Source organism: Gulosibacter massiliensis (genome assembly GCF_900626105.1).
Classification (GTDB): domain Bacteria; phylum Actinomycetota; class Actinomycetes; order Actinomycetales; family Microbacteriaceae; genus Gulosibacter; species Gulosibacter sediminis.
In genome coordinates, this window is sequence record NZ_UYZX01000002.1 from 512,508 (window position 1) to 536,390 (window position 23,883).

27 protein-coding genes are annotated in these 23,883 nt (G+C 67.4%); 19 read left to right on the plus strand and 8 right to left on the minus strand.

The genetic code is table 11. The features are described from left to right. Positions 1 to 28 precede the first annotated feature (28 nt). The gene (gene ffh / locus EJL01_RS12160; RefSeq protein WP_125107891.1) at positions 29 to 1,588 is read left to right on the plus strand and encodes a signal recognition particle protein; all 1,560 of its coding nucleotides are present in this window, start codon (positions 29 to 31) and stop codon (positions 1,586 to 1,588) included. A gap of 77 nt (positions 1,589 to 1,665) precedes the next feature. Here the strand turns inward: ffh and trmD are convergent, their stop codons facing one another. Genes trmD through rpsP form a run of 4 tightly spaced genes read right to left on the minus strand, consistent with a single transcriptional unit; the run spans position 1,666 to position 3,622 of the window. Further along, positions 1,666 to 2,382: a tRNA (guanosine(37)-N1)-methyltransferase TrmD gene (gene trmD / locus EJL01_RS12165; RefSeq protein WP_125107892.1), complete on the minus strand. Its 717-nt coding sequence runs from the start codon at positions 2,380 to 2,382 to the stop codon at positions 1,666 to 1,668. 6 nt (positions 2,383 to 2,388) lie between these two features. Continuing rightward, entirely contained in the window at positions 2,389 to 2,940 is a 552-nt protein-coding gene (rimM, locus tag EJL01_RS12170; RefSeq protein ID WP_241209219.1) for a ribosome maturation factor RimM, read from the minus strand. A 1-nt stretch (position 2,941) separates the two neighbouring features. After that, positions 2,942 to 3,172, minus strand: coding sequence for an RNA-binding protein (locus tag EJL01_RS12175; RefSeq protein WP_125107893.1), 231 nt, complete (start codon positions 3,170 to 3,172; stop codon positions 2,942 to 2,944). Positions 3,173 to 3,190: 18 nt separating this feature from the next. After that, the gene (gene rpsP, locus EJL01_RS12180; protein ID WP_125107894.1) at positions 3,191 to 3,622 is read right to left on the minus strand and encodes a 30S ribosomal protein S16; all 432 of its coding nucleotides are present in this window, start codon (positions 3,620 to 3,622) and stop codon (positions 3,191 to 3,193) included. 219 nt (positions 3,623 to 3,841) lie between these two features. Between rpsP and EJL01_RS12185 the strand changes: the two genes are divergently transcribed. The 6 genes from EJL01_RS12185 (at position 3,842) to EJL01_RS12210 (ending at position 8,057) form a co-directional block, all read left to right on the plus strand. Continuing rightward, on the plus strand, positions 3,842 to 4,933 hold the full coding sequence (locus EJL01_RS12185) for a carboxylate-amine ligase (protein ID WP_164509822.1): 1,092 nt from the start codon (positions 3,842 to 3,844) through the stop codon (positions 4,931 to 4,933). Between the two features lie 38 nt (positions 4,934 to 4,971). Then, on the plus strand, positions 4,972 to 5,586 hold the full coding sequence (locus EJL01_RS12190; protein ID WP_125107896.1) for a hypothetical protein: 615 nt from the start codon (positions 4,972 to 4,974) through the stop codon (positions 5,584 to 5,586). A 162-nt stretch (positions 5,587 to 5,748) separates the two neighbouring features. Then, positions 5,749 to 6,096, plus strand: a complete 348-nt coding sequence (rplS, locus tag EJL01_RS12195; RefSeq protein ID WP_125107897.1) for a 50S ribosomal protein L19 — start codon at positions 5,749 to 5,751, stop codon at positions 6,094 to 6,096. A gap of 100 nt (positions 6,097 to 6,196) precedes the next feature. Then, complete coding sequence (lepB, locus tag EJL01_RS12200) at positions 6,197 to 7,045, plus strand: signal peptidase I (RefSeq protein ID WP_241209220.1); 849 nt, start codon at positions 6,197 to 6,199, stop codon at positions 7,043 to 7,045. Continuing rightward, positions 7,042 to 7,704 (plus strand): ribonuclease HII, encoded by a 663-nt coding sequence (locus EJL01_RS12205; protein WP_125107898.1) that lies wholly within the window; start codon positions 7,042 to 7,044, stop codon positions 7,702 to 7,704. The genes lepB and EJL01_RS12205 overlap by 4 nt, the downstream gene beginning before the upstream one ends. A gap of 29 nt (positions 7,705 to 7,733) precedes the next feature. Further along, positions 7,734 to 8,057 (plus strand): DUF2469 family protein, encoded by a 324-nt coding sequence (locus EJL01_RS12210; RefSeq protein WP_125107899.1) that lies wholly within the window; start codon positions 7,734 to 7,736, stop codon positions 8,055 to 8,057. 79 nt (positions 8,058 to 8,136) lie between these two features. On the opposite strand, the gene EJL01_RS12215 is transcribed toward EJL01_RS12210, so the two are convergent. Beyond that, positions 8,137 to 9,828 carry a thiamine pyrophosphate-binding protein gene (locus tag EJL01_RS12215; protein ID WP_125107900.1) on the minus strand — a complete coding sequence of 564 codons (1,692 nt, stop codon included), beginning with the start codon at positions 9,826 to 9,828 and terminating at the stop codon, positions 8,137 to 8,139. Between the two features lie 449 nt (positions 9,829 to 10,277). Here EJL01_RS12215 and EJL01_RS12220 point away from each other — a divergent pair, with 449 nt between their 5' ends. The 4 genes from EJL01_RS12220 to EJL01_RS12235 are packed head-to-tail and all read left to right on the plus strand — an operon-like array spanning position 10,278 to position 14,432. Next, complete coding sequence (locus EJL01_RS12220; RefSeq protein WP_125107901.1) at positions 10,278 to 10,637, plus strand: YraN family protein; 360 nt, start codon at positions 10,278 to 10,280, stop codon at positions 10,635 to 10,637. Further along, entirely contained in the window at positions 10,638 to 12,209 is a 1,572-nt protein-coding gene (locus EJL01_RS12225; RefSeq protein ID WP_125107902.1) for a YifB family Mg chelatase-like AAA ATPase, read from the plus strand. It abuts the gene before it with no gap. Between the two features lie 20 nt (positions 12,210 to 12,229). Further along, positions 12,230 to 13,489: a DNA-processing protein DprA gene (gene dprA, locus EJL01_RS12230; protein WP_125107903.1), complete on the plus strand. Its 1,260-nt coding sequence runs from the start codon at positions 12,230 to 12,232 to the stop codon at positions 13,487 to 13,489. 37 nt (positions 13,490 to 13,526) lie between these two features. Beyond that, on the plus strand, positions 13,527 to 14,432 hold the full coding sequence (locus EJL01_RS12235) for a tyrosine recombinase XerC (protein ID WP_125107904.1): 906 nt from the start codon (positions 13,527 to 13,529) through the stop codon (positions 14,430 to 14,432). 38 nt (positions 14,433 to 14,470) lie between these two features. Here EJL01_RS12235 and EJL01_RS12240 read toward each other — a convergent pair whose 3' ends face one another. Then, complete coding sequence (locus EJL01_RS12240; RefSeq protein WP_125107905.1) at positions 14,471 to 15,910, minus strand: LPXTG cell wall anchor domain-containing protein; 1,440 nt, start codon at positions 15,908 to 15,910, stop codon at positions 14,471 to 14,473. Positions 15,911 to 15,946: 36 nt separating this feature from the next. Continuing rightward, the gene (locus tag EJL01_RS12245; protein WP_125107906.1) at positions 15,947 to 16,528 is read right to left on the minus strand and encodes a M23 family metallopeptidase; all 582 of its coding nucleotides are present in this window, start codon (positions 16,526 to 16,528) and stop codon (positions 15,947 to 15,949) included. 299 nt (positions 16,529 to 16,827) lie between these two features. Here EJL01_RS12245 and rpsB point away from each other — a divergent pair, with 299 nt between their 5' ends. The 8 genes from rpsB (at position 16,828) to EJL01_RS12285 (ending at position 22,799) form a co-directional block, all read left to right on the plus strand. Continuing rightward, the gene (rpsB, locus tag EJL01_RS12250) at positions 16,828 to 17,703 is read left to right on the plus strand and encodes a 30S ribosomal protein S2 (protein WP_125107907.1); all 876 of its coding nucleotides are present in this window, start codon (positions 16,828 to 16,830) and stop codon (positions 17,701 to 17,703) included. 19 nt (positions 17,704 to 17,722) lie between these two features. Continuing rightward, complete coding sequence (tsf, locus tag EJL01_RS12255; RefSeq protein ID WP_125107908.1) at positions 17,723 to 18,580, plus strand: translation elongation factor Ts; 858 nt, start codon at positions 17,723 to 17,725, stop codon at positions 18,578 to 18,580. Between the two features lie 117 nt (positions 18,581 to 18,697). After that, complete coding sequence (gene pyrH / locus EJL01_RS12260; protein WP_125107909.1) at positions 18,698 to 19,429, plus strand: UMP kinase; 732 nt, start codon at positions 18,698 to 18,700, stop codon at positions 19,427 to 19,429. Between the two features lie 63 nt (positions 19,430 to 19,492). Continuing rightward, on the plus strand, positions 19,493 to 20,047 hold the full coding sequence (gene frr / locus EJL01_RS12265) for a ribosome recycling factor (RefSeq protein WP_125107910.1): 555 nt from the start codon (positions 19,493 to 19,495) through the stop codon (positions 20,045 to 20,047). Then, entirely contained in the window at positions 20,047 to 21,051 is a 1,005-nt protein-coding gene (locus EJL01_RS12270; protein ID WP_164509823.1) for a phosphatidate cytidylyltransferase, read from the plus strand. The genes frr and EJL01_RS12270 overlap by 1 nt, the downstream gene beginning before the upstream one ends. A 12-nt stretch (positions 21,052 to 21,063) precedes the next feature. Further along, positions 21,064 to 21,630, plus strand: a complete 567-nt coding sequence (locus tag EJL01_RS12275) for a DivIVA domain-containing protein (protein WP_125107912.1) — start codon at positions 21,064 to 21,066, stop codon at positions 21,628 to 21,630. 101 nt (positions 21,631 to 21,731) lie between these two features. Then, positions 21,732 to 22,508, plus strand: a complete 777-nt coding sequence (locus EJL01_RS12280) for an aggregation-promoting factor C-terminal-like domain-containing protein (RefSeq protein ID WP_125107913.1) — start codon at positions 21,732 to 21,734, stop codon at positions 22,506 to 22,508. A 6-nt stretch (positions 22,509 to 22,514) separates the two neighbouring features. Next, positions 22,515 to 22,799 carry a hypothetical protein gene (locus EJL01_RS12285; protein ID WP_125107914.1) on the plus strand — a complete coding sequence of 95 codons (285 nt, stop codon included), beginning with the start codon at positions 22,515 to 22,517 and terminating at the stop codon, positions 22,797 to 22,799. 34 nt (positions 22,800 to 22,833) lie between these two features. On the opposite strand, the gene EJL01_RS12290 is transcribed toward EJL01_RS12285, so the two are convergent. After that, positions 22,834 to 23,880 (minus strand): AI-2E family transporter, encoded by a 1,047-nt coding sequence (locus EJL01_RS12290; RefSeq protein WP_125107915.1) that lies wholly within the window; start codon positions 23,878 to 23,880, stop codon positions 22,834 to 22,836. Positions 23,881 to 23,883 lie beyond the last annotated feature (3 nt).

Sequence of the window (23,883 nt, forward strand, 5' to 3'; positions counted from 1 at the left end):
GCCGATTGCCGGTAGAATGGCCGACACTATGGCCTTGTTCGGGAACCTTTCAGACCGCCTTGTCGACGCGCTGAGCAATCTGCGCTCGAAGGGCAAGCTCACTCCAGCCGACGTCGACGGCACCGTCCGCGAGATTCGTCGCGCCCTGCTGGAGGCCGACGTCGCGCTTCCCGTCGTCAAGGACTTCGCCGCGCACGTGCGCGAGCGCGCCCTGAGCGACGAAGTGAACCGCGCGCTCAACCCGGCGCAGCAGGTCGTGCAGATCGTCAACGACGAGCTGGTGCGCATCCTCGGTGGGGAAGAAGCCCGCCAGCTGCAGTTCGCGAAGCGCCCGCCGACGGTGATCATGCTCGTCGGTCTGCAGGGTGCTGGTAAGACGACGCTCGCGGGCAAGCTCGCGAAGTGGCTCGTCGGGCAGAAGCACTCGCCGATGCTCGTCGCAGCCGACCTGCAGCGCCCGAACGCGGTGCAGCAGCTGCAGATCGTCGGCGACCAGGCCGGCGTGCCAGTCTTCGCGCCCGAGCGCGGCAACGGCGAGGGCGACCCGGTGCGCGTCGCGCGCGAGTCGATCCGACTCGCCAACGAGAAGCTCCACGACGTCGTCGTCATCGACACCGCCGGTCGGCTCGGCGTCGACGAGACGCTCATGCAGCAGGCCCGCGACATCAAGCAGGCGACGAACCCCGATGAGGTGCTGTTCGTCATCGACTCGATGATCGGTCAGGACGCGGTCGCGACAGCGAAGGCGTTCCAAGACGGCGTCGACTTCTCGGGCGTCGTGCTCACGAAGCTCGACGGTGACGCTCGCGGTGGTGCGGCGCTCTCGGTCGCGCAGACCACGGGGCGCCCGATCATGTTCGCGTCGACCGGTGAGCGCCTCGACGACTTCGAGCTGTTCCACCCCGACCGCATGGCAAGCCGCATCCTCAACATGGGTGACGTGCTCTCGCTCATCGAGCAGGCGCAGAAGGCCTTCGATGAGGAGGAGGCCCGAGAGGCCGCCGAGAAGCTCGCGGCGAACGAGTTCACGCTCGACGACTTCCTCAAGCAGATGCAGCAGCTGCGTCGCGCCGGCAACTTCAAGAAGATGATCGGCATGATGCCGGGCGTCACGAAAGAGATGCGCCAGCAGCTCGACGACTTCGACGAGTCGAGCATGGTGCGCATCGAGGCGATCATTCAGTCGATGACGCCGCTCGAGCGCAAGACGCCGAAGGTGCTCAACGGCTCGCGCCGCTCGCGCATCGCCCGCGGTTCGGGCACGAGCGTGAGCGAGGTCAACGACCTCATGAAGCGCTTCGAGCAGTCGTCGAAGATGATGCGCCAGGTCGCGCGCGGCGGCATGCCGTCGATGCCCGGCATGCCCTCGTCGGGCGGTGGCCGCGCGGTGGCAGCCAAGCAGGCGAAGAAGAACGCCAAGAAGGGCAAGAAGTTCTCGGGCAACCCGGCGAAGCGGGGCGTCGAGGCACCGGCGCAGAGCGCGCCGAGTGGCTCGTCGTTCGGTGGCGGCGCCTTCGGTGGCGGGGCCGGCGGCGCTCAGCCGAGCCCCGAAGAGCTCGAGAAGCTGCAGAAGTACCTGCGCAAGTAGGCGCGGCGCCCGAGGCGCTCATTTTTCGTCCACGTTTTGCGTCGCAACCCGTCTCGGTGACGAGGTGAAACGTAGAGCTACGCGTCGTCGCGTGCTTGGAAGGCCTCGTAGAGGTCGGGGCGCACGCGCTGGGTGCGCTCGAGTTGCTGCTCGTGGCGCCACTTCGCGACGTTGCCATGGTGACCGCTGAGCAGCACGTCGGGCACGTCGAGGCCGCGCCACTGCGCGGGCTTCGTGTAGCTCGGGTATTCGAGCAGGCCGTCGGAGTGCGACTCCTCGACGAGCGATGCCGGGTTACCGACGACGCCCGGAATCAGCCGGCCGAAGGCCTCGATCATCGCCATGACGGCGACCTCGCCGCCGTTGAGCACGTAGTCGCCGATCGACACGAGCGAGACGCGGGCGTGCTCGGCGGCCCAGTCGAACACGCGCTGGTCGATGCCCTCATAGCGGCCGCAGCCGAACACGATGTGTTCCTCACCCGCGAAGTCATGCGCGCGCGCCTGCGTGAACACGTCGCCGGCGGGGGAGGGGAAGACGATGAGCGGGCCGTTCTCGGCGGGCGAGGCCGCGAGAATGCCGTCGAGCGTTTCGCCCCAGGGCTCGGGCTTCATGACCATGCCGGCGCCGCCGCCGTACGGAGTGTCGTCGACGGTGCGGTGACGGTCATGCGCCGCGTCGCGCAGGTCGTGGATGTGCAGGTCGATGATGCCCTGCGTGCGCGCCTTTCCGAGCAGCGAGAGATCGAGGATGTCGAAGAACTGCGGGAAGATCGTGACGATGTCGATGCGCATCGCGGGCTACTCGCTCGCGTCGTCGAACAGGCCGCCGGGCGGGGTCAGCGTGACAACGCCGGCCTCAAGATCGACTGCAGGCACGATGTCCTTCACGAACGGCACCATGACGTCGCCCTTCGGCGTCTTCACGACCAAGAGATCCTGGGCGGGGAAGTGGTCGACGCGCTCGACCGTGCCCACCGAGGTGCCGTCGATCTGCACATCGAGCTCGACGAGCTGGTGGTCGTACCAGGTGTCGGGTGCGAGCTCCTCGGCCTCGTCCTGGTCGACCCAGAGGATCGCCTTGATCAGGGTCTCGGCGGTGGTGCGGTCAGTGACATCCTCGAAGAACGCGACGGGCGACTCGTTGAACCAGCGCAACTCGCGCAGGGTCACGTTCTTGCCGCGCCACGGCGACGTCGTCGGCACCTGAAGCGAGAAGGATGCGCCGGGTACGAAGCGTCGCTCGGGCTCGTCGGTGTAAAGCTCGACTTTGAGGGCTCCCTTGAGCCCGTGTGCCTTGACGAGGCGTCCGACGCGCAGCTGGGTAATCCCGCTGCGGCTGCGTGCGGACAACTTAGTTATCAGCCACGTCAACGCGGACGCGGCGGCCGTCGGCAAGTGCGGTGATGAGGGTGCGCAGCGCCGTCGCTGTGCGTCCCTGTCGACCAATGACGCGGCCGAGGTCCTCGGAGTGCACGTGCACCTCGAGGACCTCGCCGCGGGCGGAGTCGATTGCGTCCACGCGGACGTCGTCCGGGCGATCAACGATGCCACGGACGAGGTGTTCAAGCGCGGAAGCAAGCATTGGGACTCCTTCTTGGGATTATTCGGCGGATGCCTCGGCCTCGGCGGCCGGCTCGGCAACCTCAGCGTCAGCCTCTGCCTCAGCCTGCGAAGCCTTCGGCTCCGACTTCGGCTTGAGGACGGGCTTCTTGTTCTCGTCGGCCTGGAAAGCTTCCTTGGCCTCGGGCGACTTGACCTGCGACTCGGTCGAGCCTTCGCCCTTGAACTTACCCCAGTCACCGGTCAGCTTGAGCAGTGCGAGGACGGCCTCGGTGGGCTGTGCGCCGACCGAAAGCCAGTACTGCGCGCGCTCCGACTCGATCTCGATGAGCGAGGGGTTCTCGGTGGGGTGGTACTTACCGATCTCCTCGATCACTCGACCATCGCGCTTCGAGCGCTCGTCGGCGACCACGACGCGGTAGAACGGTGCCCGGATCTTGCCCAGGCGCTTCAGACGAATCTTGACAGACACGTGTCTCCTGCTTGTTGAAACTAGTTAACGATCAAAGACTGAGCGGTGATATGCGTGGGGCGCACTCGCCGACGTCCGGATTCGCTGCACGCTGCGGATAGAGGGTCGCTGGCACAGACTCAGCTGACTATTCTTGCAGATTTCTCGGCCCCGCGGGAGTCCCGCTCGGAATCAGTTCACTCAAATAATCGACTCCGTGCCCCGCGTACGATGTCATCCATGGACTTCACCCTGTCCGAACGCGCCACCCTCGGGGTCGAGTGGGAACTCGCGCTAGTTGACCGTGCCTCCGGCGATCTCGCCGGTCGCGCCGGTGAAGTAATCGCCGCGGTGAACGAGCCCCGTTGCGTCGGCGAGTTCCTTACCAATACGGTCGAGCTCGTCACCGAGGTGCACCGCAATGTGCCCGGAGCAATCGCCGATCTGCGCACGCTGCGCGACAAGCTTGCCGCAGCCTGCGACCCGCTCGGCGTCGCCGCGATCGGCGCCGGCACGCATCCGTTCTCCGACTGGCACGTGCAGACCCTCGTGCCTGAGGATCGCTACCTGCGCGTCGTCGAGCGCTCGCGCGACTGGGGGCGACAGCTCTCGATCTGGGGGCTGCACGTGCACGTCGGCCTGCCCTCGTCGGATGTGGTGGTGCCGGTGATGAACGCGGTGCTCGCGAACTTCCCCTGGCTGCTTGCCCTGTCGAGCTCGAGCCCGTTTTGGGGCGGCGTCGACACGCAGTTCGCCTCGCACCGCTCGATGCTCTTCCAGCAACTGCCCACGGGTGGCATTCCGCCGCAGCTGCGCGACTGGGACGACATCAGTGACACCGTCGACGCGATGGTGCGTTCGGGCACGATCCTCGACGCGAAGGAGCTCCGCTGGGATGTTCGTCCCGCGCCGCGCTTCGGCACGATCGAGGTGCGCATCGCCGACTCCGCGCCGTCACTCTTCGACATCGGCGCCGGCGCCGCGCTGACCCAGTGCATCGTCGAAGAGGCCCTGCGCGCGCTCGACCGGGGCGAGGAACCGATGCACCTGCCCGACTGGGTCGTGCAGGAGAACAAGTTCCGCGCATCCCGCTGGGGTTTCGACACGAACTTCATCGTCTCGGCCGACGGCCGCGAGGAGGCCGCACGCGGCAGCTTCGCCCGCCGCATCGACGAGCTGCTCGAGATCGCCCGCGACCTCGGCTGCGAGGGCGAGCTCGTCTCGGGGCTCGTCATCGTCGACTCGACTCCGGCCGACCGCCAGCGCGCCACGATGCGCTCGGGTTCGGCCGTTGGCGTGGTCGATACGCTGCGCGCGGAATTCCTGCGGTGATCCGGCGTTTGCGGAGCAAGTTTCCGTAATTTATGGGTATGCCCAAGCGGATCCACCGAATACTCAGCACGCTCCTCGCACCCGCACCTTTCCTGGTCGGTGCCTGGACCGTCATCGCGTGGATTGTTTTCCAGCGTTCGGTGAGTGGCTTTCTCGGCCTCTTCATTCTGATTCCTGTCTCGTTCGCGCAGATGGCGATCCTCGGCCTCGCGCTCTGGCTGCGCCCGAGCTTCCGCATCTCGAAGAAGGCGACGGCGATCGACGCGGGCTGGTACCTCGGCTCGCTCGTGTTCTGGCTCGCGGCCGTGGCCATCCCCGGCACCTGGGGCGCGGTCGCGCAGGTTGCCGCGGCCGTCTTTGCCGGCGTAGCAATCGCCCAGCTCTGGCGCCGCAATCGCAAGGAAGCCGAGGAGCAGCTGCGGCAGCGTGCCGAGCGTGCCGCCGGCGCATCCTCGAATTCCGACTTCGGCCGGGCTCGCGGGCCGCAGGCGGGCCGGGTGATCATCGTCGACACGAACGAGACCTGGCAGGAACAAGAGGGCGGCACGGTACGCCGCGAGTCCGAGGCGATCGAGGCCGAAATCATCGAGGAGCCGAGCGGGCGTGACGATGACGAGCCCGATGAGTGGACCGCGCGGCCGCACACCAGCTAACTTCCGCGCAACTCGAGGCTTGTCGGCGGGGCTGATTGCCCGCTAAGCTTGTCGTTTGTGCCGCGGCGTGAATCTGCCACAGGGGACACTCTGCCCGCGGAATTAAGAAAACTTACTTCTATTGCGTTCGACCTGTGGCGGCGCAGAGAGTGATTGATCATCATGACCAACCTCATCGACCAGATCGACGCACAGTCGCTGAAGGACGTCCCCGACTTCCGCCCCGGCGACACCGTCAAGGTTCACGTCAACATCGTTGAAGGTAACCGCAGCCGTATCCAGGTGTTCCAGGGCGTCGTTATCGGCCGCCAGGGCGCTGGGGTCAAGGAGACCTTCACGGTCCGCAAGGTGAGCTTCCAGGTCGGCGTCGAGCGCCTCTTCCCGGTGCACTCGCCGATCATCGACCGCATCGAGCTCGTCAGCCGCGGTGTCGTTCGCCGCGCGAAGCTCTACTACCTGCGCGACCGTCGCGGCAAGGCCGCGAAGATCCGCGAGCGTCGCGAAAGCTAACTCGTTTATCACGATTTGATTGACCCCGGTGCGTTCACGCACCGGGGTCAATCTCGTTCGTGCTTAGATCAACAGACCACAACCGACGAGGAGCCCATGGGTGCGTGACGACGCCGAGTATCAGTTGCCGAAGTTGAGTGGCAACGCCGGCGCCGATGGCCAGGACGATGCTCTCGTCTACGAGGTATTTCGGCATGCCCACGCCCCGCGGCACCGGCTCAGAAACGACATCGCGGTCGACGACCGGGGCAACGTCGTGGCCCGCGGCGCGACGCTCGGGATGTTCATCCGCGACGTCGTCGTCATCGTTGCGATCGCGCTCGTGGTCTCGATCGTCGTCAAGACGTTCTTCCTCAAGCCGTTCTATATTCCGTCGGCCTCGATGCACGAGACGCTGATCGAGCAGGATCGCGTGCTCGTGAACCAGCTCGTGCCTGACCTCGTGCCGCTCAACCGCGGCGACGTCATCGTGTTCGAAGACCCGGGTGGGTGGCTGCCGCAGCAGCCCGCCGTCGACAAAGCGCCGCTGCAGGCGTTCACCGACGGCACGCTCGAACTCATTGGTCTCAAGGCCGAAGAGACGAACAGCCACCTCATCAAGCGAGTTATCGGCCTGCCGGGCGACCACGTCGAGTGCTGCAACGCCTATGGCCAGATCATGATCAACGACGTGCCGATCAGCGAGCCATACGTCGAACTGGGCGACAACACCGCAGCATCCGGCACCGAGTTCGATGTGACCGTGCCCGCCGATGCGGTGTGGGTCATGGGCGATAACCGCTACAACTCGGCCGACTCGCGGGCGCATCAGGACACTCCGACCGGCGGCTTCGTGCCGTACGAGAACATCGTCGGCCGCGCGTTCATGATCAACTGGCCCTTCGACCGGCTCCGCTTCCTCAGTAACTACTCCGAGGTGTTCGCGAGCATCCCGACTCGGCAGCCGTGACCGCCGTCTCTCCGACGCTCGAGGTTGAGCGGGTGCTGTTTGCCGACACCGAATTCGTGATCGGCATCGACGAGGTTGGCCGCGGTGCGATCGCCGGGCCGGTCGCCGTTGGGGCGTGCGCGATCCGCGACGTCGAGGCGCAGCAGGGGTTCCCTGAGGGGCTGCGCGACTCGAAGCTGCTCACAGCGAAGGCGCGCGAACGCCTTGCGCCCGCGTCGGCGGAGTGGGCGTTCGCCACCGCCGTCGGCTGGGCCTCCGCCGCCGAAATCGACGAGTTCGGCATTACGCGGTGCCTCGCCGCCGCCGCGGTGCGTGCGCTCGGTGAACTCTGGCAGCTCGGCGTGCCGGTCGACTTCGCGAGCGTGCTCCTCGACGGCAGCCACGACTGGCTCTCGCCCGCGCTCACGCAGCCGCTGCGCGTCACGGTGCAGCCGAAGGCTGACCGCGATTGCGCGAGCGTCGCGGCCGCGAGCGTCGTTGCGAAAGTGGCGCGGGACGCGCGGATGCGCGAGCTCGCGGCCGGCGACGAGGGCCTCGCCGCGTTCGGCTGGGAGAAGAACAAGGGGTACGGCTCGCAGGGGCACCGCGACGCGATTCGGGCGCTCGGGCCGAGCTCTGAGCATCGGCGAAGCTGGCTCGGAAAGATCCTTGACGCGTAAGTCAACCGTCGGGCCTAGACTGGTGCGTTATGAACGAGGACGCCTTTGACGACTACGAGCGCAGCGTAGAGCTGGCACTGTTCCGCGAGTACCGTGACGTCGCGAAGCAGTTCAAATACGTCGTCGAGACGGAGCGCCGCTTCTATCTCGCGAACGAGGTCACCCTCGACCGCAAGGATGCGTCGAACGACTTCTACTTTGAGTTGTCGATGCGCGACGTGTGGGTCTGGGACATCTATCGCTCCGACCGCTTTGTCAAGGAGGTGCGCGTGCTCACGTTCAAGGACGTGAACATCGAGGAGCTCAACGTGCACGACTTCGAACTGCCGAAGGAACTCTCGATCGACGAGTAGCCCGCCTGCATCCGCGGCGAGTCGACGGCGCGAGGGTCTTCCCTTCTTCGACGTACGCGACGCGTCGGGGGAACCACACCTAGCGCGCGGCGGCGGCCTGTCGCTTGAGGTTTTCCATGATCTCGAGCTGGTACGGCGCGATGACCTCGCCCGAGACGCGGCAGTCGAGCACCCAGGTGCCGTTCTCGCCAGAGGTGACCCACTCGGCCCACGCGTCGAGGTCATTGAGCGTGAGCACTTCGGTGCCGTGGGCACCGACGGCCTGCGCGAGGCCGGCGAAGCTCACCTGGTCGATGCGCATCGGGCGCTCGTCAAGGCCCTGCATGCCGTACTGCGTGATCTCGGCCGTGTACGCCGCGTCGTTGTAGACGATGACCGTGGCGCGTTTGGCGGTGCGCACGAGCGAATCGAGGTCGGCGAGCGCCATCAGACCGCCGCCGTCGCCGGTGGCGAGTACGAGCATCCGGCCATCAGCGTTCGCCGCGATGGCGGCGCCGGGTGCGCTCGAGAAACCGAGGCCGATGGATTGGAAAGCCGTGCCGACGAGCACGACCGAGTCGGGGCCCGGAACACTGAGGTACGTATTCGCCCAGCCGATGAAGTGGCCGCCGTCGGTCGCGATGAGTCGCTCGGCGGGCAGCTGCTCGTCGATCGCGGCGGTGACGGCACGGGGGTCGAGTTGGCCGTCCGCGGCGATCGGCGAGGGATCCTCAGCGTCCGTGCTCGTGCGGCCGAACGGGCGGTCGAACTGGGCCGCCGCGACGGCGTCGCGGTCGAGCGACGGCCAGGTCGCGTGCTCGGGAGCGGGCGTGTGCGCGAGAAGTACGGCAGCCGCGTCGGCCGCATCCGTGCGAATGAAGGTTTCGACGGCCGGGTGGGTGGCGGTGTCGGCGAGGTCGAGCTGCACGAGGCGGGCCTGCGCAAACATGCGGCCGAAGCCCATCGTGAACTGGTTGAGGCCTGCCCCGAACGCGACGATGAGGTCGGCCGCAGCGAGGTAGTCGGCGGTGGGCTCCGACGAGAAGCCACCGCAGATGCCGGCGTCGAGCGCGCGCCCCGTGAACAGGCCGCGTGCGGCCGCCGTGGTGACGGTGATGGCGCCGAGCCGGTCGGCGAGTTCGGCGAGGTCGCCGCGCGCGCCGAGCGCGCCGCGGCCGGCAAGGATGACCGGGGTGCGGGCCGCGGCGAGGTCGCGCGCGAGCGCCTTCAGCGCCACGGCGTCGGCCTGCGGGCGCTCGGAGGCAAGCACTTGGTCGAAGTCGATCGGCGCGACGTCGCCCTCGTCGCTCGTCACGACGGGGAGGTCATAAGGCAGCGAGAGTACGACCGGGCGGCGCTCGATGAGCGCGAACCGCACCGCGTCATTCACCGCGGCGGCGACGTAGTCGGCGCGCACCGTGACGTTCTTCACACCGACGGCGCGGGTGATGGCGTCTTGGTCGAGGTCCCAGGGCCGCAACCCAGTCGTCGGCGCGTCGCCGACGAGCACGAGCATCGGGATGCGCGCCATCGACGCCTCGGTGAGGGCCGTGATCGTGTTCGTGAACCCGGCACCGTACGTCGCGGTAGCGATCGCGAGCTTGCGGGTACCGCGGTAATACGCATCCGCTGAGGCGACAGTCGCGACTTCGTGGCGCACCGCGGTATAGCGAATCGGGGTGAGGCGCAGCATCGCGTCGACGACGAAAGCGTTGCCGTTGCCGAGCAGGCCGAACATCTCGTCGGCGTAGGGGGCGAGGGCGGTGGCGAGTCGCTCGGCGACGGTGGTCATAGTCACTCCTTGGCACGTGTGGGTGCGGGACGTCGGTGTCTCCGGATACCTGCAGACGGTACCCGACATGTGCTTTATGCAACATCGACAGCGAAAAGACATTACAAATTGTGTAAATGCTAGCGGGTGACGTGGCACTTCTGGGCGCTGCCAGTGCGCGAATGATAAGTCGCTTGGTTCGGGACTGCGGCATGGGAATCGTGGTGCTCGCGTCGCGAATCTGACTCGTTGCCAACCACGCGAAGATCATGAGGGTGCTGCTCATCGTGCGCTCGACCCAGAACATCGGCGCCGCACTCTCGCCCTTCTCACAGCCCTTGCGCGCGTGTCGCGGCGCCTCCCGCGACGCCTGTGGATGCGCGACTTTCCACCGTTGGCGCCCACGACCGGGCGTGCGCCAGCGCGCTTCTCCAAGATGACTGCATTCACCGCAGTTTGGGGAGGCGCACATGGCACGGCACATCACGCTCGGTCGCGAAGGCGAGGACCTCGCCGTGAAGTACCTCGCCGACGCGGGCTTCGAGATCATCGACCGCAATTGGCGCTGCAGCGCGGGTGAGGTCGACATCGTCGCGCGCGGCGAGGGGTACCTCGTCTTTATCGAGGTCAAGACGCGCAGCTCGATCGGTAGCGGGCACCCGCTCGACGCCATCACCCCAACGAAGATCGCGCGCATGACGCGGGTCGCGTATCGCTGGCTCGACGAGCACCCTGGCCCATTTGTACCGATTCGCCTCGACGTGGTGTCGATCGTCATGCCGCGCTTCGCGAGCTCGAGCCTGCTGCACGTCGAAGGGGTGGGCGAGTAGATGGCGCGCAACGCCCGAGCCTGGGGCATCGCACTCGCGGGGCTCCGCGGCGACGCGGTGCAGGTCGATGTGCAGGTCGCGGCCGGCGTGCCGAAGCTGCTCATCATCGGTCTGCCCGACGCGACCATCGGCGAGGCCGAGCACCGCATCCGTGCCGCCCTGCAGTCGTCGAAGCAGTCGCTGCCGCCGAAGCGCATCACCGTGAGCCTCGCGCCTGCCGAACTGCGCAAGCATGGCGCTGGCTTCGATCTGCCGATCGTCTGCGCGGTGCTCGCTGGCCTCGGCGTCATCGATGCCGAGGCACCCGCCCGTAATGCCCACATCGGTGAGCTCGCGCTCACCGGGGCAATCCGACCCGTCGCGGGCATTCTGCCGGCGGTGCACGCGGCGAAGCAGCACGGCTTTGAGGCGATCCTCGTGCCCGCGTCGGCGCGCGCCGAGGCCGAGCTCGTCGAGGGCATCCGTGTCGTACCGGTCGCCTCGCTCGCCGAACTCGCCGAGTACTACGGGGCCGACTCGGAGGCGCTCGCGGCGCCCACCAGCGCCGAGCGCGAGTTTCTGCTGCCGGGGGCCGCCGAGGGGGTGGGCGGTGTCGGAGACCTCGCCGACGTCGTCGGTAACGACAGCGCGGTGCGGGCGGTCATAATCGCGGCGGCAGGCGGGCACCACCTCGCCATGATCGGGCCGCCGGGCTCAGGGAAAACGATGCTCGCGGAGCGGCTTCCAGGCATACTGCCCGACCTCGACGATGATGCCGCGATCGAGGTGGCCGCGCTGCGCTCGTTGCGTGGCCTGCCGCTCGGCGAGCGGCTCGACCGTCGCCCGCCGCTGCAGGCGCCGCACCACACCGCCTCGGCCGTCGCGCTCATTGGAGGCGGCTCCGGCGTCATCCAGCCCGGCGCGCTCTCGCTGGCGGCGCACGGGGTGCTGTTTCTCGACGAGGCCCCCGAGTTTCCCCGCCGGGTGCTCGACTCGCTGCGACAGCCGCTCGAGTCGGGGTCGATCACGATTCACCGCGTGCGCAGCACTGTGACCTACCCGGCGAACCCGCAACTCGTGCTCGCGGCGAACCCGTGCCCCTGCGGCAACGCGGGAGTGCGCGGGCTCGAGTGCCACTGCACCCCGACGATGCAGCGCAACTACTTGCAGCGGCTCAGCGGCCCGCTGCTCGACCGCATCGACCTGCAATTGCGCGTCGAACGCGTCTCGACCGCGACGGCGCGACTGGCTGCCGCTGGCGAGCGCGGCAGCGTCACTACCGAATCGGCGGCGGCCGATGTTCGCGCCGCCCGCGATAGGGCTCGGCATCGTCTCGCCGCGTTCGGCGTGCGCGCGAACGCGCAACTCGACGGCGCGCTGCTGCGGCAGGCGAGCCTGCGCTGCGAGCCGGGTGCCTCCGAGCCGCTCGACCAGGCGCTGAGCCGCGGTCAGATCACGATGCGCGGTTACGCCCGCGCGCAGCGCGTCGCGTGGACCCTCGCCGACCTCGCGGGCGTGGCCCGCCCCGACCGCGGCCATATCGCCGAGGCCCTCTTCTACCGCACCCGCGTCGCGTCGTCGGTCGACGCGTAATCGCACGTCAAGGAGCCCCTATGTCCAATGCCTATCGCCGACTTGCACCGCTCGTGCGCGAACTCCGCTCCGCGCAGAACGATGACCTCGCCGACATCACGGCACGCATCTGCTGGAGCTGCATCGTCGAGCCGGGTGACGGCGACGCCGGCGTGCTGCGCGACACCCTCGGGGTCGAGTGCATCTTCGACCTCATCGCGGGGTGGAGCGACATGGTGCTGCAGCGGATGCACGCGGCCGACCCGCTCGAGGCCCGCTCGCGCAACTGGTCGGGCGCCATCGCCCGCTGGCGACCCCGGCTTACCTACGAGCACGTCGTGCCGCTCGTGCGCGCGGCGACCAAGGTCGGCGCCCGGTTCTTGGTGCCGAGCGACCCGAGTTGGCCAACGCAGGTCGACGATCTGGGCGTGCACACGGCTGTTGGGCTCTGGACGCGCGGCCGGCTCGACGCCCTGCACCGGGATGCGCGCAACCTCGCCGTCGTCGGCTCGCGGGCGAGCACCGAGTACGGCAACAACGTCACCGGCGAACTTGTCGTCGCGGCCGCCGGCGCCGGGCTGTCGATCGTCTCGGGCGGTGCCTACGGCATCGACGCCCAGGCGCATCGCGTCGCGCTCGCGAGCGAGGCCGACACCGTCGCCGTGCTCGCGGGCGGGGTCGACCGCTTGTATCCGGCGGGCAACAGCGAACTATTTCAACGGTTGCTCGCCCAGGGCGGGCTCGTCGTCTCGGAGGCACCCTGCGGCCAGGCGCCGACCAAGTGGCGATTTTTGCAGCGTAACCGACTCATCGCGGCGCTCGCACCTGCGACCATCGTCGTCGAGGCCGGGGCGCGCTCCGGTGCACTGAACACCGCGAACCACGCGAGCGCGCTCGGCCGCGAGCTTGGTGCGGTGCCCGGCGCCATCACCTCGGCGACGTCGGTCGGCTGCCACCGCCTGATCCGCGAGGGCGCCGCCACCATGATCTGCTCGGGCGACGATGCGGTCGAGCTATGGCGCCTCGGCTGCTCCGATGGTGGGCTGTTTCCCGGCGGCGAGAACCAAGTCGGTGCGTCGGATTCCCACGTGCCGCTTCTCGAGGTAGTCGAACTCTCACCGCGGCTCAGCGACGAGGCGGTACGGGTGCTCGACGCGCTTCGGCCCCGACGCGGCAACGGCGAAGCCGAGCTCGCGGCGCTCGCTGGCCTTAGCCTCACCGACACCCGGGCCGGTCTCGCGGAACTCGAGCTGCTCGGTCGCGCCGACCTCAGTGACACCGGCTGGCGGCGCGTGTCCTAGCCCCGGGCTGCCATGCCGCCACAACTACGATGGCGGCATGGCAGAACTCCGGGAGGCGATCGAGGACTACGTCCTCGCACTTGACCGCGAGTTTGGCCGGTCGCCAAACACCTGCCGGGCCGCGCACGGCGACCTCACTCGCTTCGCTGACTCCGTCGAGGCCGCGGGGCCGGTTGACACGAGCGAACTCACGCTCGAGGACTTTCGCGACTGGCTCTGGCGCGAGAATGAGCAGGGGCACGCCGCCGCGACGATCGCGCGCCGCGCATCCGTCGCTCGTCGGTTCACCGCTTGGTGTCACTCGACTGGCCGCGGCGACGACGTGGCCCGCCGGCTGAAGTCGCCGAAGGTGGGCCGCTCGCTGCCGCGTCTCGTCAGCGAGGGACAGATGGACGACATCTTCGCGTCGCTGCGTGACCGGGCCGACTCAGACGAGCCGAGCGCGCTTCGCGACCTCGCGATCGTCGAACTGCTCTACGCGACAGGCATGCGTGTCTCTGAACTCTGCGCCCTCAATCTCGACTCGCTCACCCCGTCGGCGAGCCTCGTGCGGGTCATCGGCAAGGGCAACGTCGAACGAGTCATTCCCTACGGACAACCAGCGGCCCGGGCCATCGACGCCTGGCTCGACCGAGGACGCGCTGCGCTCGCGGTCGAGTCATCGGGTGATGCGCTCTTTCTCGGTGCCCGCGGGGGCCGCCTCAACTCGCGCAGCGTGTACGAGCTGAGCCGCCAACTCTTACAGCTCGCCCCGGGCCAGGGGCCGTCGGGGCCCCACACGTTCCGGCATACGGCGGCGACCCATCTGCTCGACGGCGGCGCTGACTTGCGCGGGGTGCAGGAGTACCTCGGCCACGCCGATCTCGGCACGACGCAGATCTACACGCACGTCTCAGCCGAGCGACTCCGCGAGACCTATAAGCGGGCGCACCCTCGCGCCTAAGCGCAGGGGATGCACCCGCCTGGGTCAGTCGAACGCTGCTACCAGCTCGTCGCCTCGCGCCGCTGCCGGTCGCGGGCGATGAACCAACCACCGAGCCCGATCAGCGCGAGCCCGGCACCGGCCACACCGAACCAGATTCCCGGCTTCGTGCCGGTCTCGGCGAGCCGCGGTGTGTCGTCTTCGGGTGCGGGCGCTGGCGTTGTCGCGTCATCGTGAACCTCGGTCGGTGACGGCATGGGCGAGCCTGTCGGTGCGTCGCTTGGCGTTGGCGTCGGGGTGGCTGTCGGTGTTGGTGTTGCCGTAGGCGTCGCCGTGGGAGTTTCAGTCGGCGGCGTTGCTGGCGTCTCGACCGGCGCGGGTGGCGCCGGGGGAGCCACCGGCGTCTTCGTGGGTGTTGGAGCTGGAGTCAGAGTGGGGGTTGGGGTCGCCGTGGGCGGCTGTGTGCCCGGCGCTGCGGGGGTCGGCGCAGGCGTGGGTGTGGCGGTGGGGGTTGGGGCTACCGTGCTCGGTTTGCCAACAAGCGAGGGCTTCGTCGTCGAACCGCCTGGGGCGGGCGAGGTCGTCTCGGGCACCCTGGTCTTGTTCGTAATCACGCCGATGCCGAGGCGGTCGCTCGCTTGCGGCCACGCGGCCTGGCTCGCCTGAATCAGCAACTGCCGGCCCTCGGTGACGAGCACACGCAACTCGGAGGTCGCGTAGCCCGCGGCGGGCGCGGTGCTCACGTCGGCGATTACCTCGGGTTTGCGGGTGTCGTGCTTGACGAGGAGGTCGTGCGATCGCCCGCCATCGAGTGCGACGACCGAGGCGCCGTCGACACTTGCGGCTTCGAGCGACAGCGTCACGTGCACGCCCGTGCCCACTTTCGGCACTTGCACGTGAACACCATCATCGAGGCGCACGACCGTAACCTGCACCGCTGTGGGGCGCTCGATCACCTGCACCTTCGCGAGCTCGGCGCGAAGTTGCTCGAGCTGTTCGGCGACCGCGGCAGCGGTGGCCTGTGGCATCTTCGCGTGGTAGTGCTGGTCGCCGGGATAGTGCCTGTCGTCGGCGACCGACCACACGAGCATCGCCACTGCGGTTGTCACGGTCGGGTCGCTCGAGGTGCCGGGGTTGCTGACCGCCCAGTGCAGTTGGGCACGCTCGGTGGCAGAGAGTGACGAAACCGCAGCTGGCACAGGCTCGTCGCGTCCGAGCGGGCGCGTGGGCTTGCCGACTGGCCGGGGCTTGCTGAGTTCGATGCAGTAGGCATTTTCGTCGTCGTAGCGCATCGCGCCGATGAAGGTGCCGTTCGAATTGGAATACCCGGCGCCAAGTTCGGCGGCGGAGGCGGCACGCACGCCAAGGGGAATCAGCAGTGCGACGATCGCCGCGAGCAGCACGAGCGCGAGCCCCAAGCGGAGGCGGGGCGACGGGAATTCGGGCGGGGGCACGCGGCGCGCGAGGCTGCCGGGCGGCGGGGACGGAAGAGTGGGCATGAGCGGCCTTTCGTGTCAGGTGAAGATCGGCTGGAGTTACGGCGAGATGGGCAGGAGGATCGCGCGCGGCACCTCGCCGAGCAGCGCGAGCGGGTCGAGGTAGTCGTCGCCAAGCCGGGCGCCAAGATGCAGCCCGCCCGACGGTTCGTGCGCGGGGGAGTCGGCGACGTGGCCGATGAGTTGCCCCCGCGTGACCGCGTCGCCCTCGGCGACGGCCGCATCGACCGGCTCGAACGTTGAGCGAATCCCGTTCGCGTGCTGAATCGAGAGCAGGGGGCGGTCAACGACCCAGCCGACGAAGTGCACCGTGCCGTCGTCGGGCGAGTAGACGGCGGTGCCCGCGGGCACCGCGAGGTCGATGCCGCGGTGACCCGCGCTGTACCGGTGCTCGAGGTCGAACAGCCGACTGATCTCGGGCCGAGGCTGCACCGGCCACGACCAGATCGCGTCGCCCGGCGCATCCGACTCGACCGGCGCATCCGTCTCGGCGGAACGCGCCGGCGAAACGAGCGACGAGACCGCGCTGGCGCTTGCCGGGGCTGCCGACAGCGCAGAGAACAGCAGGCAGGTCAGCGCAAGAGCGGCCAGGATGCGCGGCCCGCGGCGTCGTGAAATCATGGCCCCAGCGTCGCCGGGTTGCGCGCGCGCCGCCCGGCGAAGGGCACGACCGGTGGACAGCCGCTCATCCACAGCCGGCGCGGTAGGCGCCTCGGGGTGCCGCGCAAGGGCAAAACGCGCTAGAGTTATCGATTGCAGTCCGTCACCGGGCTGACTTCGCGTGTCCACTATGCGATCAACTTCGACGGTCTCACCTGATCGGTGAGCGGAGTTGTGACCGGACACCAGGATTGCCGCCACGCGGCAGTAGTAACCAAAACCGCACGCCTCAGGTGTGCCCTACCCAAGGAGATACGACCATGGCAGTCGTCTCGATGCGTCAGCTGCTTGACGCAGGTGTCCACTTCGGTCACCAGACCCGCCGCTGGAACCCGAAGATGAAGCGCTTCATCTTCACCGAGCGTTCGGGCATCTACATCCTCGACCTCCAGCAGTCGCTCGCCTTCATCGACAAGGCCTACGACTTCGTCAAGGAGACCGTGTCGCACGGCGGTTCGGTGCTCTTCGTCGGCACCAAGAAGCAGGCGCAGGAAGTTATCGCAGAGCAGGCGCTCCGCGTGAACCAGCCCTACGTCAACCAGCGCTGGCTCGGTGGCCTTCTCACCAACTTCCAGACCGTGCAGAAGCGCCTCAACCGCCTCAAGGAGCTCGACCTCGTCGACTTCGAGGACACCTCAACCGGGTACACCAAGAAGGAGCTCCTCATTCAGCGTCGCGAGCGCGACAAGCTGGAGAAGACCCTCGGTGGTATCCGCAACATGTCGCGGACGCCTTCGGCGCTCTGGGTGGTTGACACCAACAAGGAGCACCTCGCCATCGACGAGGCCAAGAAGCTCGGCATCCCGGTTGTCGCGATCCTCGACACCAACTGCGACCCCGACGACGTTGACTACCCGATTCCGGGCAACGACGACGCGATCCGTTCGGTCGGCCTCCTCACCCGCATCGTTGCTGACGCTGCCGCTGAGGGCCTCATGACCCGCCACCAGAAGCCCGCCGAGGGCGCTGGCGAGACCGCTGAGCCGCTGGCTGAGTGGGAGCTCGAGCTGCTTAAGCAGGGCGAGGCCAAGACTGAAGAGGCCGCCGCCCCCGCCGCTGAGGCTGTTCAGGAGCCGGCAACCGACGCCGCGCAGACTGAAGAAGCTGCGGCTACCACCGCCGACGAGACCAAGTAACCAAGAGGAGACTCAGTCAATGGCAAACTTCACCATCGCTGACGTGAAGGCGCTGCGCGAGCAGCTCGGCACCGGACTCATCGACACCAAGAAGGCCCTCGAGGAAGCCAACGGCGACCTCGAGAAGGCCGTCGAGTTGCTCCGCCTCAAGGGCGCGAAGGGCAACGCGAAGCGCGCTGACCGTTCGGCTGCCGAGGGCCTCATCGCCGCCAAGGCGAACGGCAACGGCACCGCAACCATCGTCGAGCTCAACTGCGAGACCGACTTCGTCGCCAAGGGTGAGAAGTTCATCGCGCTCGCCGACGTCGTGCTCAACGCGGCCGCTGCCGCTGGTGCGACCAACGCCGAGGAAGCGCTCAAGGCTGACGCCGACGGCGAGACCGTGGCAGAGCGCATCGACGCTGTTGCCGCGGTAATCGGTGAGAAGTTCGAGCTGCGCAACGTTCGCCTCGTCAAGGGCGAGCAGTTCGACATCTACATGCACCTCACGTCGAAGGACCTCCCGCCGCAGGTTGGCGTTGTCGTCGGTTACGCCGGTGGCGACGAGGAGACCGCGCACGGTATCGCGCAGCACATTGCGTTCGCGAACCCGTCGTACCTCAACCGCGAGGACGTCCCCCAGGAGGACATCGACAAGGAGCGCAAGGTCGTCGAGGACATCACTCGCGCCGAGGGCAAGCCCGAGGCCGCGCTGCCGAAGATCGTTGAAGGCCGCCTCGGTGCGTTCTTCAAGCAGATCGTGCTCAACGAGCAGGAGTACGCGCGCGACCCGAAGCACTCGGTCAAGCAGATCGCCGAGCAGGCCGGTCTGACGATCGTCGACTTCGCGCGCCTCAAGGTGGGCGCCGGCGTCGAAGCAAGCGACGACGCCGAGTAGTCTCGCCGCGCATACGCGCAACTCACGCCGAGGGCGGCCCATGCACAGCATGGGCCGCCCTCGGCGCACTAGTGTGGATCCTCGACCCGTATCGACCTCGCCTCCCAAAGGAGCCAGATGACCTCGTCTGTCAGCAAGCCTCGCCGCGTTCTACTCAAACTCTCCGGAGAGGCCTTCGGAGGCGGCAAGCTCGGGGTTGACTCCGAGGTACTCACGAGCATCTCGAACGAGATCGCCCGCGCTGCCGAGAAGGTCCAGATCGCCGTCGTTGTTGGTGGCGGCAACTTCTTCCGCGGTGCTCAGCTCGCCAACGCGGGCATGGACCGCTCGCGCGCCGACTACATGGGCATGCTCGGCACCGTGATGAACGCCCTCGCGCTGCAGGACTTCCTCGAGCAGGCCGGCGCGAGCGCCCGCGTGCAGTCAGCCATCGAGATGCGCCAGGTCGCCGAGCCCTATATTCCGTTGCGCGCCGAGCGCCACATGGAGAAGGGCCGTGTCGTCGTGTTCGGCGCGGGAGCCGGCCTGCCATATTTCTCGACCGACACCGTTGCTGCCCAGCGCGCCCTCGAGGTGCACGCCGACGTACTCCTCGTGGCAAAGAACGGCGTCGACGGCGTCTACACGGCCGACCCGAACCGCGACGAAACCGCAGAGATGATTCACGGCATCTCCTACCAGGATGCGCTCCGCCGCGGCCTGCGCGTGGTCGACTCGACCGCGTTCAGCCTCTGCATGGACAACGGCATGGACATGCGCGTGTTCGGCATGAGCCCCGACGGCAACATCGAGCGTGCCATCCTCGGCGACGACATCGGCACGCTCGTCTCCAATAGCTTCCGCAGCTAGCGGCATCCGCCCGCATCTCAGCCCTGCGTAGGATGGGGCTGATACGCACCGAAAGGAACCCCTGTGATCTCCGACGTCCTCGACGACACCAAAGAGAAGATGGAAAAGGCGCTCGAGCACGCCCATGAGGAGTTCGGGAACATCCGAACCGGGCGCGCAAACCCGGCGCTGTTCACCAAGCTCCTGGTCGACTACTACGGCACCCCCACCCCGCTCGGCCAGCTCGCTTCGCTCCAGCAGCCCGAAGCCCGCATGCTCCTCATTACGCCCTACGACAAGGGCGCGCTGAAGGACATCGAGAAGGCAATCGTTGCTGCCCAGCACCTCGGTGTGACCCCCTCGAACGAGGGTCAGATCATCCGTGTCACCATGCCGGAGCTCACGAAGGAGCGCCGCCAAGAATACGTGAAGATTGCTCGCGACAAGGCCGAGGAAGCGCGCGTCGCCGTGCGCAACATCCGCCGCAAGGGCATGACCGACCTTTCCGCGCTCGAGAGCGAGTTCGGTGAGGATGAGGTTGGCCGCGCCGAGAAGGAACTCGACAAGATCACGAAGGCGTACGTCGACCGCGTCGACGAGGCATTCAAGAACAAGGAAGCCGACCTGCTCGAGGTCTAGTGCCTACTACCTCCAGCGAGCACGAGGACGGGCGGGACGCGCAACAAGGCGCTACCCCGCCCGCGTCGCGCTCCCTGGAAATCGAGGCGGCACGCATCCGTCGCCAGGTGCGGCGCATCAACGATCAGGTCAACGAACGATCGGGTCGAAACCTGCTCAGCGCGATCGGCATCGCCGTTGTACTCATCGGGGCCGTGCTGCTCTCGCTGCTCATCGACAAGCGGCTGTTCATCCCGCTCGGCATGGCCATCGCCGTGCTCGTCGTCATGGAAGTCACGATCGCCATGCGGCGCGTGGGTCGTCGCGTGCCGCGCGTGCCCTCGACCATCGTCGCGCTCGCGACCGTGCCGATTGCCTACTTCTTCCCGCCCTCGGTGTTCTGGGTCGCGTGCCTCGCCGGCGTCATGTTCGTCGTCGGCTGGCGGCTCGTCGAAGCGGGCATCCACCGCCTACAGCGCGGTCACATCGTGACCTCGAAGCGGCAACTCGCCATCGATGCGTCATCGACCGCCTTCGTGCACTTCTACGTGACGTTCCTCTCGTCGTTCACCGTGATGCTGCTCTCGCAGCCGCTCGGCGAGTTCTGGGTGCTCTCGTTCATCGCGGTCGTGGTCGCGGTCGACACGGGCGGCTATGCAGCCGGCCTGCAGTGGGGCCGCACGAAGCTCGCGCCGCGCATCAGCCCGGGCAAGACCTGGGAGGGCATCGCGGGCGGTGTTGTGCTCGGCACGCTCGTCGCCATCGCGGCCTGCGTGCTGCTGCTCGGTCTGCCGTGGTGGTTTGGCATCATCATGGGCGTCGCGCTTACCGTGACCGGTGTCTGTGGCGACCTCACCGAATCGATGATCAAGCGCGACCTCGGCGTGAAGGACATGTCGAACTGGCTCCCCGGACATGGCGGGTTTTTCGACCGGGTCGACTCGATGATCCCCTCTGGAGCCATGGCGTTTGCACTCTATTTCTGGTCAACGCCGCTAATGGAGTTTGCGCAGCGGCTCGGCTGAGGCAAAATAGCAATGATGAAGACTGAGGCGCCTTTCCCCCGAGCCCCGCGAGGGGAGTACGGTTATGACCCTGAAGAGGTCGACCGGGCTCTGCGCGTCGCCCGTGAGCGGTACGAGAACTTTGACAATGGCTCTGAGGGCAAGCGCCTGACGGCCAAGAGCATCCGCCACACCGCATTCACCATGCGCAAGCGCGGGTACTCCGCACCCCACGTCGATGCCGCGCTCGAGCGGCTCGAAGACGCCGTGGCCGTGCGCGAGCATGAGGAGCGCATCGCGCACCGCGGCCGTGACGAGTACATGGCCGAGATCAAGGACGCCGCACGCGCGGTGCTGAAGCGACTCGAGCGCCCCTCGGGTGACCGCTTCCGCCGCGTCTCGCTGCTGCAGCGGGGCTACTCGGTGGATGAAGTGGAGTCGTTCTGCAATCGCGTTGACGACTTTCTTCGCGGCAAGGCGTCGATGACGCTGCGCGAGGCCCGGGGCGTCGCGTTCACGTCGAAGCGTCGCGGCTACGAAGAGGGTCAGGTCGACCTGCTCATCGACGCCGTGGTCGATGTCATGCTCGCGATTCGCTAACGATTCCTGACCGCAAGCTGAACGCGCTATACCATTCCGTTGTCTCTTCGTAACCAATCCGTTATCGTAGACGGGTGCCAGTTACGAATGGAGAGCAGCAGATGACGGAAATCACGCGATCGGGGTCAACCCGAGCCGCCGTGCCGTGGGCAGTTCGCTCGTCGCGTCGCAACCGCAAGGTCACCTCGGTGGTCGCAGGATGCGCGCTGGCCGCAGTCGCCGCAGTGGGTATCGCGCAGCCGTTCCTCGCGGCGCCCGCTGCCACGCAGGCCGCTGAGTCGTACCAGCCTTCGCTGGCCGACATCACGAAGGCGAACCCCCAGAGCTATGTTTCGGAGCAGCCGACTTCCGGCGACTCCACCGACAAGGGCGACGACGCCGGTACCTCGACGTCGATCACCTCGGGCCGAAGCGACGTCACCGTCGAACTCGAGCCCGAGCCAGAGCCAGAGCCAGAGCCCGAGGTCGTCGAAGAAGACACGACGACCACCGACACCACGACCGAAGACACCACGACGAACGACTCGACGTCGACCGACACCTCGGGCGCAAGCGCCGACTACGTCGCGCCGTCCGCCGGCTCCATTAAAGAGACCGCGGCATCGATGGCCTCGTCGCAGTACGGCTGGGGCTCCGACCAGTTCGCATGCCTCGACAGCTTGTGGACCAAGGAATCCAACTGGAACCCGACTGCAGCAAACGCATCGGGTGCCTACGGCATCCCGCAGGCACTGCCGGGGAGCAAGATGTCGACCGCCGGTTCCGACTGGGCCACTAACCCGAGCACGCAGATCGCCTGGGGCCTGAGCTACATCTCGGATGTCTACGGCACGCCGTGCGCCGCGTGGGGCCACTCGCAGTCCGTCAACTGGTACTAAGCCGACATGGGGCGCCGCAACTCCCGGCGTGACCGGGAGTTCGTCCCGCTCGACCTCGACCGCATCCGGGGCGGCCTTCGCCGCACCGAGGCGCGGCGAGGTCGTGAGTACACCGTGCAACAGGTGAGTGCCGAGCGAGCGCTCAAGGTGTACACCTGCCCCGGCTGCAACCTCGAGATCCCCATTGGCCAGGCACACGTTGTCGTGTTCAGCGCCGACAACATCATGGGTGACGATGCTGCCATCGCCGACCGCCGTCACTGGCACAGCCACTGCTGGCGCATCGCCTAGCACTAGCCCCGTCGCGGCACTGCCGCGGGCGGGGCTAGCGCTCGTTCTGGCGGGGGATGAGCACCTCTTTGATGATGATCATCAAGCTGGCCGCGACGGGGATCGCGACGAGTGCCCCGAGCAGGCCGAGGAGCGTGCCACCGGTAAGGGCGGCGATGACGACGATGGCGCCGGGGACCTGCACTGCGCGCGACATGACGCGCGGGGTAAGGATGTACGCCTCGACCTGCATGTAGACGACGTAGTAGATCGCGGCAATCCACCAGACGGGGGAGCCGGGTTCGAGCAACAGGAGCTGCGCGAGCACGATGATTGCCGAGGCCGAGATCGTACCGATCATCGGAATCATCGACCCGATGAACGCGATGACCGCGAACACCATTGGCATGGCCGCGCCGACGATCGACAAGAAGATGAACGTCAGCACGCCATTGACGAGCGCGAGTGTGACCATGCCGAGCACATACGCACCCACCGAGCCCGTGATGCGCTCTGAGAGCTCCGCGACGCGCGGCCGCGACGATGCCGGGCTGAGCTGGTAGAAGGCCCGCTTGATGCTCGGAAGGCTCGCTACGAAGTAAATCGTGAGGATCGTCACGATCATGGTGGCAAACAGACCGTTCACGATGCCGACACCGACCTGAAAGACGCCACCGGTGATGGCGCCGAGGTTGCCCTGCAGCCACGACGCGGCCTGCGCCACCATCGCCTGCACGTCGAGCGCCGGGAAAGTGACGGTGAGCCACTCGACGGCGTTCGAGTTGACGATGTCGCCGATGATCGCGCCGTACCGGGTCGAAATCTCGTTGACCTGCGCCGTGATCGAGGGCACGATCGCCCAGACCACGAGCGCGGCGACGACGATGACTCCGACGATCAGCACAAGCACCGCGGCCCAGCGGGGCCAGCGGCGACGCTCGAGCCACGAGATCGCCGGGTCAAAGCCGAGGGCGAGGAAGAGCGCCGTCGCGATGTACGTGAGCACCGTCGACAGCGACTCGACCATGCCGCCGAGCGTGAGCGCAATGAGCGCACCGAGGGTGGCGAGGAAACCGATCTTGAACGGATTCTCGATGCGCATCGT